We start from the raw sequence: 12,530 nt of genomic DNA, 5'->3' as shown, positions 1-12,530 counted from the left end.
TATGAGCTTAACAATACAAAAAGTAACTTCATATTTTAAAGATTTAGAAAAATTTGAAGAACTTAATAACGAGGCATTTCCAGATGAAGAACGTATGTCTATACAAGAAATGCTTAATTTAGTTCAAAGTAAAAAAATAGAAGTATCTGCTTTATATGATAAGCAACAATTTATTGGTTTTTATGTTTTGGTGATTGAAAATCATATAGGATATATATTATTTCTTGCAATTTCCCCAGAACAACGCTCTAAAGGATATGGTGGAAAAGCACTGTCACTTATGAAAAAACAATATCCCAATTGTCAAATTGTTCTTGATATGGAAACTATAGAGGACAGTGCTCCTAATTTACAACAAAGAATTTTAAGGAAGCAATTTTATCTTCAGAATGGGTTTTATGAAACAGAATATCTCATGGAGTATAAGGGACTAGAAATGGAAGTTTTATGTAATCAGAAAACCTTTCAAAAAAATGAATTTGAAACATTGTTGAAAAATCTTAAAATTAGAGAAATTTCATTTCATTTGTGGAAAAAGTAAGAAAGTGAGGTATTAGAAATGAAAAGACGTTTAGCTGGGGAATGGGAACCGATTAAAGGTGTCATGCTTGCATGGCCACCTTTTCTTCCCCATAAGTATATTGTAGATTTAACGCAAAATTATTCTGTATACATGTGTGTACCAAATAAAGAGGAAATTGAAATTGCAAAATATTATTTAAGTAAGTGGGGTGGAAATTTAAAAAATTTGATTTTCTGCATTGCTCCACAGGGATTTGATACACCATGGGTTCGTGATTGGGGTATGCACCCTATTTTTGATGAAAACGGAAAACTCTTTTTGGCTGGTGCAGAATATAAGATGTCAACACCATTTGTATCCATAAATAAACCAGAAATCATGTTTGATTGCGAACATAACCTATTAACTACTAACTCTTATGAACAAAAAGAAGATCAATCACAAGAGTTGATTGCGAAACAGATTGGTTTGCCATTTATGAAATTACCTTATGCACTAACAGGCGGAAATCTTATGTCAGATGGTTTCAATAAATTGATGTCTATGCACATTTTACAGACAGAAAATCGTGCGAAAGGAATTTCTGACGAAGAATTTTTTTCTATGGTGGCAAGAGATACTGGAATGAATGAGTATTATATATTTTCTAATTTTGCTGATTATGGTTTACAACATATTGACTGTTATTTAAAAATAATTGATGAAGAAACATTACTTGTGAGCAGAACGCCAAAAGAACACTATTTGTATGAAAGATATGAAAAAATTTTAGAAGAAGTAAAAAAGGTAGAAACCAGATATGGGCGTCCATTCAAAATCTTTCGTATAGATATTGTTCCGTTTCAAAAGGACAGTGATGAACTTACTGCTTATGTTAATTCTGTGATTTTAAATAGTCGTGTCTATGTTCCAATGTATGGAATTGAACAGGATAAAATTGCAATAAAACAATGGCAGAACGCTTTGCCTGGATATGAAATTAAAGGATATGAGTTTGATTTTGAAAAAGAGCCAGATATTATAAAAAATCGTACAGGATATGTGAGAACTGGCTGGGGAAATGAAGATGTTATTCATTGCAGGACAAGAGCAATTTGGGATGAGAATATGCTCTATATTTCCGTGAAAAGATTAGAAGAAATCGTTTCAGAGAATGATGCTTTAGAAGTTACTATTCAAATAGTTGATTATAGTAAAGCTGGCTTAGATTATGAAAATTGTAGACTGTTTTATCGATACTATGGTTTTCAAACATGGGAAAGTATTAGGTTAGAAGAAACTACAGAAGCAGAAATATTTTTTGCCAATATGATAGGAAAGTCAGGTGATATGATTGAATATTTTGTGCAAGCAAAAAGTTGTTCTGGAATGTGTGAAACAATGCCTCCTGTTGCTCCAAAAGGCACATATAAAGTTACTATAAAGTAGGAGGTGCATTTTATTTGAATGAACAAGATCATACATCATACCAAAATAAGCAGAGATTTTTAATAAATTTCTGTTATTTGGTAGTGATATTAGGCTTACTAATGTTATTAGGGAAATATGCGTTTTCTGTATTACTTCCTTTTGTTTTTGCATTTTTAATAGCAAGTTTATTGAATAAACCAGTCTTATACATAAGTGAAAAATTACTAATAAAGCGAGGTATTGTAGCAACCATATCTGTTTTTTTATTCTTTTTAATTGCAGGAATAATAGTAAGTGTAATAGGTACATATCTAATATATGGAATAAAGGAAATTTTTCATTTCCTACCAACCATGTTTGAGGAATTGGTAATACCTTTGACTGAAACAGTTATAAAAGAAGTCGAACTATTTTCTGGTTCATTCAATTTTTCGTTTATTGAATTAATAGAAGCAAATATGCCTGTATTGATGAATGAAATGAGTGTTTTCATAGTTTCTCTTTCAAATAATATCGTATCTGGTATTACTGATATTGTTTCGTCTGTTCCATTACTATTTATGAAAACAATTATTACAATCGTTGCTTCTATTTTTATAGCAATTGATTATCCAACGATAAAGAGATTTATAGTGCTACAGATACCTAAAAATAAAAGTTATCTTTTAGCAGAAGCAAAAGCGTTTACTATTGATACCATTATTAAATGTGGTTTTTCTTATCTTTTAATTTTTGCTATCACTTTTTCTGAATTATATGTCGGTTTTGCTATTATTAATATTTCTTATGCTGGAATAATTGCTTTATTCATTGCTCTTTTAGATATACTACCTGTTTTAGGAACTGGAAGTATTCTAATACCTTGGGGTATTATCAGTTTATTTTTAGGGGATTATTCAATGGCATTAGGAATTGCACTACTATATATTGTGATTACTATTATCAGGAATATTATTGAACCAAAATTAGTTGGTAAACATATGGAGTTACATCCTGTATTGGCCTTAGCCAGTATGCTAACAGGATTACATTTCTTTGGATTTATTGGGTTGTTCGGTATTCTATTGTTAATTGCGTTTTTGAAAAAGTTAAATGACAAAGAAATCATACATATATTACATTAGGAAAGAATAGTTGTATGTATGTCTCTTTTATGGAGAAAATTGTGTTTTTTCTAAAAAACGCTGGATGAAAAATAATTTTGACATAAGGTATAGCTTTTGAATGACTTGATTCAAGAGGGAGAACTTTTTTAAAATATATTACAGCAGGAAATTCATGGTGTCCTATTACTGTAGATATTTATAACTCAATTTAGATACAAAATGCTGGAAATTAATTATATAGAAAATATTTCCAAAAATTTAAAAATTATATTGACAAAGTTAAAAAAATAAACTATCATATAAAACAATAAGAAAATAAATTGAAATCCTGTGAAAAAGAGAGTAGCATAAAGCTAGTTGATAGAGAGCTGGGAATGGTGGAAGCCTAGTAACGAATTTTATTGTGAATAGAGCTTTGGAGGAGATTACCAGAAGTAATAGTATGGTAATTGGTGAATCTCGCCTTAAGAGATTAGAGTGGGTAAGATTATCTTATCAATTAGAGTGGTAACGCGGGTGTATATTCGTCTCTTGGTCTTTGACCAAGAGGCTTTTTTAATTTTAAATGTACATTTTGTAGATACTTTTTAATTTGAGTTTTAATGATTATTGTAATTTTACCAATAAGAGTGGTACCGCGGAAAATCGCCTCTTAGTATTTATAATGCTAAGGGGTTTTTTGTTTTAATTAGAGTATTTTAATCTACGTATTATCAAATGATTATCATATAGTAAAGTGGAAAGATAGGATTTTAAGACTATTTGAATATAAAAATGGAGGGAACAAAATGAATAAAATAAAAGTTGGTATTATTGGTGCAACTGGATATGTAGGGGCAGAGTTGATTAGATTATTAATGAATCATGATAAAGTCGAAGTGAGAGCGATAGGTTCAAATTCGTATGTTGGAAAAGATATAGTTGATATATATCCAAGTATAGGATATAAAAATAACATGATATGTATAGAAAATGAAAAAGTTATAGATATGTGTGATGTTGTGTTTACAGCCCTTCCACATGGAGTTAGTGAAAAGTTTGTAATAAAGGCAATTAAATCGAAAAAGAAAGTTATAGATTTAGGTGCTGATTTTAGAATAAAAGATGAAGAAGTATATAGTAAATGGTATGGAGTATCTTTTATAGATAAAATCTTACATAAAAAAGCTGTATATGGATTAAGTGAAATATACAAAGAAGATATAAAAGATGCAGATATAATTGCAAATCCTGGATGTTATCCAACTAGTATTTCTTTACCATTGATGCCATTACTAAGTTCTAAATTGATAAAAAATAATAATATAATAATTGATTCTAAATCAGGTCTTACAGGTGCTGGTAGAGAATTATCGATTAGTAGTCACTTTACGGAGGTTAATGAAAATATCACTGCATATAAAATAGGGAAACACAGACATACTCCAGAAATAGAACAAAATTTAAGTGAATCCTGCAAAGAAAAAGTAAGTGTAGTTTTTACACCAAACTTAATCCCAGTAAATAGGGGAATCTTATCAACTATATATTGTACAAAAGAAGATAATATTTCTATAAATGATATACATAGGAAATTAACTGATTATTATGAATTTAAAGAATTTATAGAAATTCTTCCATTAGATAAGATAGCTTCTTTAAAGAATGTTAGATTCTCAAATAAATGTGTAATATCATTACATGAAAATGGAGATACATTGATAATCTGTTCAGCTATAGATAATATGATTAAGGGAGCGGCAGGTCAAGCTATACAAAACATGAATATAATATTTGGTATTGAAGAAAATACAGGTTTAAAAAATATTGCACCATCATTTTAGAAATAAAAAATACTAAACTCATATAATTAGGAGGATAAATATGGAGATTATAAAGGGTGGAGTTACAGTTTCAGAAGGATTTTTTGCTTCAGGGATTCACTGTGGCTTGAGAAAAAATAAAGAAAAAAGAGATTTAGCTTTGGTTTATTCAGATGTTTTATGTGATGCAGCAGCAGTAGTAACTCAAAATAAAGTAAAGGGCAATCCTGTTTATGTTACACAGGAACACATTAAAAATGGAAAAGCACAAGCTATCATAGTAAATAGTGCTAATGCTAATACCTTTAATGGAAAAGAAGGACTTATAAATGCTTATAAAATGGCTAAATTCACCAGTGATAAATTAAATATTAAAGAAAGTGATGTTTTGGTTGCATCTACAGGTGTTATAGGAAAGCCATTAAATATAGATTTAATAGAAGAAAATATGGATGAATTAGTGAATAATCTAAGTAAACAAGGTCATATTGGAGCAAGAGAAGCTATTATGACAACTGATATTATAAAAAAAGAAATAGCAGTAGCAATAATGTATGGAGATAAAAAAATAACTATTGGAGGTATGGCAAAAGGTTCTGGTATGATACATCCTAATATGGCAACAACGTTAGGATTTATAACTACAGATGCAAATATTGATGGAGTTTTGCTAAAAGAAGCTTTAAAAATTGCTGTTGACAAAAGTTTTAATAGAGTTAGTGTAGATGGAGATACAAGTACTAATGATATGGTAATGATTCTAGCAAATGGAAAAGCAAAAAATGATAGAATAAACAAAAAAGATGAACATTATCAAGTATTTTTGAGTGCACTTACATATGTCTGTATAGAACTTGCTAAACTTGTTGCAAAAGATGGAGAAGGATGTACAAAACTAATTGAATGCTATATAAATGGAGCATTAAGTGAAGCACATGCAGTAAAATTAGCAAAAACAGTTATATCTTCTTCATTAGTAAAGACAGCTGTATTTGGAGCTGACGCAAATTGGGGTAGAATACTGTGTGCTTTAGGTTATGCAGGTGAAGAAATAGATATGGAAAAAGTTGATATTATTTTTGAGAGTATGAAAGGATATATTGAAGTATGTAAAAATGGAAATGGATTAGATTTTAATGAGGAAAAAGCAAAAAAAATCCTTGAAGATGACGAAATAAGTATATTAGTAGATTTAAATATGGGCAATGCCAGAGGAAATGCATGGGGATGTGATTTAAGCTATGATTATGTAAGAATAAATGGAAGTTATAGAAATTAGGAGGATATACTTTAATGATTAATATAGAAAAAGCAAATACACTTATAGAAGCTTTACCATATATAGAAAAACATCAGGGAAAGACTATTGTAGTTAAGTATGGTGGAAGTGCAATGAAAAAAGATGGTCTAAAAGAATCTGTTATGGAAGACCTTGTGTTAATGAGTTATGTTGGAATCAATATAGTTTTAGTACATGGTGGAGGGGCAGAAATCAATAAGATGCTAGCAAAAGTGGATATAGAAAGTAAATTTGTAAATGGTCTTAGATATACAGATGAAGAGACCATGGAAATTGTAAAAATGGTACTTGCTGGAAAGGTTAATAAAGACCTAGTAAATAAAATACATACAAAAGGTGGAAAAGCAGTAGGGCTTTGTGGAATAGATAATAATATGATTTTATGTGACCCATATAAAAATTATGAACTTGGATTTGTAGGAGAAATCAAAAAAGTAAATGTTGAGCTTATAGAATCTTGTCTAAAGTCAGGTTATATTTCAGTAATTGCAACTATAGGTGTTGGAGATGATGGAGAGACTTATAATATAAATGGTGACACAGCAGCTTCTGCTATAGCTAAAGAGTTAAATGCAGATAAATTGATACTTCTTACAGATGTACCTGGTTTGTTAAGAGAGCCAGATGAAGAAAAATCATTAATAACAGAAGTTATATTAGAGGATGTTGATAAATTATTTGAAGAAGGTATAATTACTGGAGGTATGATACCTAAAATAGAGGGATGCGTAGATGCCTTAAATAACGGAGTAAATAGGGTACATATTTTGGATGGAAGAGTTCCACATTCTATAATAACAGAGCTATTTACTGATAGTGGAATAGGTACATTAATAAGAAAAGAAAATGAATAAAATTATAAGTTTAAGAGGGGAGAATAAGAATGAATAACGACAATACAATTTCAAAATGGAATGAATATTTTATAGATACATATAACCAACCCAATTTTGTCATAGATTATGGTGAAGGAAGTTGTTTTTTTGATACTAATGGCAATAAATACATAGATTTTACAAGTGGATATGGAGTATCTTCTCTTGGGTATAGTAATAGTAATTTAAAGAATGCTCTAAAAGAGCAAGTAGATAAATTATTACATACTTCAAATTTATATTTTAATGAGCCAGTGTTGTATTCAGGAGAGAAAATAATTAATTCAAGTGGAATGGCTAAAGTATATTTTTGTAATTCTGGAACAGAAGCAAATGAAACAGCATTCAAAATAGCAAGAAAGTATAGTAGTGACAAATATGGTAATGGTAGAGGAACTATCATAAGTTTAAAAGACTCTTTTCATGGTAGAACAATGATGTCTTTAATGGCAACTGGTATGGACAAATACCATAAGTATTTTTATCCTCTTCCCGAAGGTTTTAAATATATAGAAAGAAATAATATTGAAGATTTAAAAAATAATCTTGATTCCACAGTTTGTGCAATAATTCTTGAAGCGATTCAAGGCGAAGGTGGAGTTAATGTTCTTGAAAAAGATTATGTTTTGCAAATAGTAAAAATATGTCAAGAAAAGGATATTGTAGTGATTTTTGATGAAGTCCAATGCGGTATAGGAAGAACTGGTAAACTTTTTGGCTATGAATATTTTGATGTAAAACCAGATATAGTTACCGTAGCAAAAGGGTTGGGAGCAGGAATACCAGTAGGAGGAGTATTGGTAAATAAAAAACTTTCAAAAGTACTAGGAAAAGGAGACCAAGGTACAACTTTTGGAGGTAATTTATTAGCTATGGTGGCAGCTTCAGTTGTATTAGATGAGATATCTAAAGATGGTTTTTATAATGAAGTATTAGAAAAAGGAAATTATATAAGAAAATCTATTGAAAGTTTTAATAACAAAGTTGTATTAAAGACAAAAGGTATTGGTCTAATGATAGGAATTGAAACTAATATTGAATCTAGTATTATAGAAGAGAAAGCTAGAAAAAAAGGATTGCTTATTTTGACTGCTGGAAAAAATGTATTGAGATTTTTACCACCATTAACAATCAGTTATAAGGAAATAGATGAGGCTCTTGAAATCCTAAAAGATATATTACTAGAAATTAACTAAATATTCAAGAAATAGTTGATTAAAGATAAAAATTAGAAGTAAATAAAAAAGTAAAGTGCTAACAAGTTTAATTGAATTTAAAAAGTTTATAAGAAGGGGCGAATTAATATGAATAATATAAGTTTAAAAGGTAAGAGTTTTTTGACATTAAAGGATTTTACAAAAGAAGAGATTAGATATTTATTAACTTTATCAAGTTATTTAAAAACTAAGAAAAAAGTTGGTATAAAAGGCGATTTGCTACAAGGAAAAAATATAGCTTTATTATTTGAGAAAACATCAACAAGAACTAGATGTTCATTTGAAGTAGCAGCTCATGATGAAGGAGCACATGTAACTTATCTAGGTCCAAATGATTGTCATATGGGTAAAAAAGAGTCTGTATCAGATACAGCAAAAGTTCTAGGAAGATTCTATGATGGAATAGAATTTAGAGGCTTTAAACAAGAAACAGTTGAAAGTCTAGCAAAATATTCTGGTGTACCTGTTTGGAATGGACTTACAGATGAATATCATCCAACACAAATACTGGCAGATTTTTTAACAGTAATTGAAAATGTAGATAAAGATTTGAATAAAGTTAAATTTGTATATGTTGGTGATGCTAGAAATAATATGGGAAACTCACTGATGATAGGATGTGCTAAAATGGGAATACATTTCGTAGCACTAGCACCTAAGGAACTTTGGCCAAATGAAGAATTGGTTAAGGAAATGAAGGAAATAGCCAAGAAATCCAAAGGAGATATAATGTTGACTGAAAATATTGATGATGTTAAAGGTGCAGATGTTATATATACAGATGTATGGGTTTCTATGGGAGAAGAGGAGCAATATGAAGCAAGAATAAATCAACTTAAAGATTATCAAGTAAATATGGATATGATAAAGAAAACTGAAAATGAAAATGTTATATTTTTACACTGTCTTCCAGCATTTCATGATTTAGAAACTAAGGTTGCTCAGGAGATTTATGAAAAGTTCGGATTATCAGAATTAGAGGTTACAAACGAGGTATTTAATTCAAAATATTCAAAAGTATTTGAAGAAGCTGAAAATAGAATGCATACAATAAAAGCTGTTATGGTTTCTACTATGACTGATGTAAATATGAACAATAATTTAATATAGATATGTTTTAATATAGACTTTACTTTAATGAAAATTTATAAAATATTTTAAATATATTATTCAAAAACTCTCATTATATGTTAAAATAACTTATGTATCAACAAATTAAGAGGGAGGATTTGAGATATGAAAAAAATCATATTAGCTTTAACAACTTTTTTATTAGCAATATCTTTAACAGCATGTTCAAGTGCAAAACCAGAAGATACAATTGATAGTTTTTTTAACAGTGCGAAAAAGTTTGACTTTGAAGGCATGAATAAGGTAATGGAAAATAATGACGAAAAATATAAGGATATATTAAAGGAATTAGATACAAAAGACCCAAATGCCCAATATGTTTTAGATTATCTAAAACAGAATGCATCTAAAATCACATATACAATAAAAGACAGCGAGGTTAAAGGTGATAAGGCTACAATCAAAGTAGAATGTAAATTTATAGATTCAACACCATTACTTCAAGAAATAGTAGCTGAGGCATTTACAAAGATGATTGGTATGAGTTTTTCAGGACAAGACTTAACTGATGAGAAAACAACTGAAATGTTAGTATCAATTATGAAAGAAAAACAAAAAAGCGTTAAAGAGACTTATGTTACAAAAAATGTAGAGTTTGAATGTTCTAAAAAGGATAATAAATGGATAATAAGTTCAGTAAATGATGCAGTAGCTGATGTATTGTTATCTAATCTTGTTACAGCAGGACAAGAATTTTCTAACTCTATGAATACACTTGAATAATATTGTTTAGGTGTAGTAAAGTAATAAATATATGATTATTTTTATAAATAAACATATAAATATTTATGAAGGATACCATTTTTGGTATCCTTTTTATTAATATAATGAAATACATGGTTAATTTCTATATTGTCAAGAAACTATGATATATGTTATAAGTCTATACTATTTAAAATAAACTTATAACATATATTTTTTATAATATAGTGCATGAAAAATTTATTTAACTAATTTTAGATATTTATTGACAACTGATTCAGCCAAGCATTTTGATGAATCAACAATATTTATTGAAGGATATGATTTTTCTAAAACTACATTTAAATCAGTACAAGCAATTACTATATTTTCTATAGATTCATTTTTAACATCTTCAATAAGTTTATTCCAAATATCAATATTGTGTGGATTTTCTTTATCCATTTTTATATTTTGAATAAGATTGTTTAATTTTATTTGCCATTCATCTTTAAATATAAATTCATGTCCATTATGTATTATACCATTCTGGTAAATTGTAGACTCAAAAGTTGAACTAGTCGAAAAAAGAGTTACTTTTTGTGAGATAGTAGGTAATTTTTTAACTGTTTCTTCTACAATATTTAATATTGGTATATTAATAGACTCTTTTAATTCTTTAAAGTATATATGTGCTGAATTGCATGGCATTGCAATAAAATTTACACCAGTTGATTCAAGCTTTTGTAATCCATCAATTATAGTTTCTTTCATAAGTTCATGATTTATTGGACGGTCAATATAAAATGGGGTAGGTAATGAATATATCATCATCTTTGGAAATTCATCATCATATTTTGCTCCATATTGAGATTGACACTCATCAATAATTAAATCAACAAAAGGGGCTGTTGACCTTGGACCCATTCCAGCCAAAATACCAATTAATTTTTCATTCATAAAAATTATCTCCTTTATATATAAATATATTTATGTATAAAATAAAAATCTATAAAAGCATAAAATTATATTTTATAATAGATTATATTGTACACTTATATAATATAAATATAAAGTGATTTTTTAGATTATATATTTTAATATACTTTCTTATATAAGAATTATTTTAAATCAAGATTATCTAGTATTTTTAAAAATATTTTTACAGCAGTATCCAAGTCATCTACAGAAACACTTTCATTAGGATTATGACTTACGCCCCCAGCGCATCTTATAAATACCATACCAATATCAGTTATATTATCCATTTCCTGAGCATCATGGCCAGCACCACTATAAATATAAAAAGGATTAAGATTTAAATCTATAAAACTTTTTTCTATGATTTTTGTTATTTTATTAGAACATGGTACAGGAACATTTTCAAAAGCAAGTTCACTTGTATAATTAAGTTTTCTATTTTCACATATATGTGATATTTCATTAAATATCTTTTCTACAGAATTATCAAGAATTTCTTGTGAACAAGAACGTACATCGAGTGTAAATTCAGCTCTTTCAGGTACCACATTTGATGAAGATGGATAGAAATTCATCTTTCCTACAGTAGCAACCAAATCAGCAGTCGTTTTAGCTACTTTTTCGATAGCTAATACACATTCACAGGCACAACATCCAGCATCAAGTCTCATATTCATTGGAAGTGTACCAGCATGTCCAGACTTACCATTTACTGATATCTTAAAACTTTTAAATCCTGTAATACTTGATACAATTCCAGCAGGAAGAGATTCATTTTCTAAAACAGGACCCTGCTCAATATGAAATTCTAAATATGCATCTACATCTTTTCTAGGATGCAAATTTGTTAAGTTTTTTGTATTAAATCCAAACTTTGTTACAGCTTCTTCAAGTGTAATTCCATTTTCATCAACAGATTTAAGAAGTTCCTCTTTAAAAGTACCAGCAAAAACTTTACTTCCCATTAAAGAAGTTTCAAATCTAGTTCCTTCCTCTTCAGCGAAAGCAATTAGCTTAATATTGAAAGGATAAGACCTATTATTGTGTTTTGCTTCTTCAAGACCAACTAGAGGCACTATTATACCTAACATACCATCAAATATACCTCCACACTTTACACTATCTTGATGAGATGCAACTACTAATGTGGGAGCATTTGGAAAGCTTGATTTATATGTACCTATAACGTTTCCAATGTCATCAATTTCAATATCAAGATTTAAACCTTCCATCCATGAACTAATTAAATCAATAGATTTTTTATGTTCTTGAGTCAAGATAAGTCTTGTAAGACCATTTGTTGTTGAACTTATTTTTCCTAATGTTTGTAGATAATCCATACATTTTTTTCCTAACATATTTACCTCCTAAAAATATAATTTTTATTTAAGCTAAGATTAGCTTTTATACTTATAATTTTTGAACTTTCAAATAATTTTGTATGTATAGTAAAATACTATTTTAGTATTAATAATGATATAAAAATATAAAGTCTGTAGACGAA

General features: G+C 28.5%; 11 protein-coding genes and 1 other annotated feature. Of the genes, 9 read left to right on the top strand and 2 right to left on the bottom strand.

The window, feature by feature from the left end; translation table 11 throughout:
* Position 1: 1 nt before the first annotated feature.
* The 9 genes from CDIF1296T_RS10725 to CDIF1296T_RS10685 all read left to right on the top strand — a co-directional run bounded on the left by CDIF1296T_RS10725 (position 2) and on the right by CDIF1296T_RS10685 (position 10,087).
* A complete protein-coding gene (locus CDIF1296T_RS10725) occupies positions 2–541 on the top strand; it encodes a GNAT family N-acetyltransferase (RefSeq protein WP_009897196.1) in 540 nt (179 codons plus the stop codon).
* 18 nt (positions 542–559) lie between these two features.
* Positions 560–1,951 (top strand): agmatine deiminase family protein, encoded by a 1,392-nt coding sequence (locus CDIF1296T_RS10720; protein WP_009897195.1) that lies wholly within the window; start codon positions 560–562, stop codon positions 1,949–1,951.
* A 14-nt stretch (positions 1,952–1,965) separates the two neighbouring features.
* A complete protein-coding gene (gene ytvI / locus CDIF1296T_RS10715; RefSeq protein WP_009897193.1) occupies positions 1,966–3,057 on the top strand; it encodes a sporulation integral membrane protein YtvI in 1,092 nt (363 codons plus the stop codon).
* Between the two features lie 303 nt (positions 3,058–3,360).
* Positions 3,361–3,574 (top strand) — a binding site (T-box leader).
* 253 nt (positions 3,575–3,827) lie between these two features.
* Positions 3,828–4,862, top strand: a complete 1,035-nt coding sequence (argC, locus tag CDIF1296T_RS10710; RefSeq protein WP_009897190.1) for an N-acetyl-gamma-glutamyl-phosphate reductase — start codon at positions 3,828–3,830, stop codon at positions 4,860–4,862.
* A gap of 40 nt (positions 4,863–4,902) precedes the next feature.
* A complete protein-coding gene (argJ, locus tag CDIF1296T_RS10705; protein ID WP_009897188.1) occupies positions 4,903–6,120 on the top strand; it encodes a bifunctional glutamate N-acetyltransferase/amino-acid acetyltransferase ArgJ in 1,218 nt (405 codons plus the stop codon).
* Between the two features lie 14 nt (positions 6,121–6,134).
* Positions 6,135–6,995, top strand: coding sequence for an acetylglutamate kinase (gene argB, locus CDIF1296T_RS10700; protein ID WP_003435171.1), 861 nt, complete (start codon positions 6,135–6,137; stop codon positions 6,993–6,995).
* 29 nt (positions 6,996–7,024) lie between these two features.
* Entirely contained in the window at positions 7,025–8,212 is a 1,188-nt protein-coding gene (locus tag CDIF1296T_RS10695) for an aspartate aminotransferase family protein (protein WP_009897185.1), read from the top strand.
* A gap of 108 nt (positions 8,213–8,320) precedes the next feature.
* Complete coding sequence (gene argF, locus CDIF1296T_RS10690) at positions 8,321–9,343, top strand: ornithine carbamoyltransferase (RefSeq protein ID WP_009897183.1); 1,023 nt, start codon at positions 8,321–8,323, stop codon at positions 9,341–9,343.
* Positions 9,344–9,469: 126 nt separating this feature from the next.
* Positions 9,470–10,087, top strand: a complete 618-nt coding sequence (locus tag CDIF1296T_RS10685; RefSeq protein WP_009897181.1) for a nuclear transport factor 2 family protein — start codon at positions 9,470–9,472, stop codon at positions 10,085–10,087.
* Between the two features lie 219 nt (positions 10,088–10,306).
* On the opposite strand, the gene CDIF1296T_RS10680 is transcribed toward CDIF1296T_RS10685, so the two are convergent.
* Both CDIF1296T_RS10680 and CDIF1296T_RS10675 read right to left on the bottom strand, forming a co-directional pair.
* Positions 10,307–11,005, bottom strand: coding sequence for an aspartate/glutamate racemase family protein (locus CDIF1296T_RS10680; protein ID WP_003435180.1), 699 nt, complete (start codon positions 11,003–11,005; stop codon positions 10,307–10,309).
* Between the two features lie 161 nt (positions 11,006–11,166).
* A complete protein-coding gene (locus tag CDIF1296T_RS10675; RefSeq protein WP_009893396.1) occupies positions 11,167–12,384 on the bottom strand; it encodes a M20 family metallo-hydrolase in 1,218 nt (405 codons plus the stop codon).
* Between the last annotated feature and the right edge of the window lie 146 nt (positions 12,385–12,530).

The organism is Clostridioides difficile ATCC 9689 = DSM 1296 (genome assembly GCF_001077535.1).
GTDB classification, from domain to species: domain Bacteria; phylum Bacillota; class Clostridia; order Peptostreptococcales; family Peptostreptococcaceae; genus Clostridioides; species Clostridioides difficile.
Note: the sequence above shows the minus strand (reverse complement) of the source record. Positions and strands in the feature narration are given on the sequence as shown.

Excerpts from the sequence above, each read along its gene's own strand:
- CDIF1296T_RS10725 (WP_009897196.1), top strand. The coding sequence starts at position 2 with ATGAGCTTAACAATACAAAAAGTAACTTCATATTTTAAAGATTTAGAA.
- CDIF1296T_RS10720 (WP_009897195.1), top strand. The coding sequence starts at position 560 with ATGAAAAGACGTTTAGCTGGGGAATGGGAACCGATTAAAGGTGTCATG.
- argC (WP_009897190.1), top strand. The coding sequence starts at position 3,828 with ATGAATAAAATAAAAGTTGGTATTATTGGTGCAACTGGATATGTAGGG.
- argJ (WP_009897188.1), top strand. The coding sequence starts at position 4,903 with ATGGAGATTATAAAGGGTGGAGTTACAGTTTCAGAAGGATTTTTTGCT.
- argB (WP_003435171.1), top strand. The coding sequence starts at position 6,135 with ATGATTAATATAGAAAAAGCAAATACACTTATAGAAGCTTTACCATAT.
- CDIF1296T_RS10695 (WP_009897185.1), top strand. The coding sequence starts at position 7,025 with ATGAATAACGACAATACAATTTCAAAATGGAATGAATATTTTATAGAT.
- argF (WP_009897183.1), top strand. The coding sequence starts at position 8,321 with ATGAATAATATAAGTTTAAAAGGTAAGAGTTTTTTGACATTAAAGGAT.
- CDIF1296T_RS10685 (WP_009897181.1), top strand. The coding sequence starts at position 9,470 with ATGAAAAAAATCATATTAGCTTTAACAACTTTTTTATTAGCAATATCT.
- CDIF1296T_RS10680 (WP_003435180.1), bottom strand. The coding sequence starts at position 11,005 with ATGAATGAAAAATTAATTGGTATTTTGGCTGGAATGGGTCCAAGGTCA.
- CDIF1296T_RS10675 (WP_009893396.1), bottom strand. The coding sequence starts at position 12,384 with ATGTTAGGAAAAAAATGTATGGATTATCTACAAACATTAGGAAAAATA.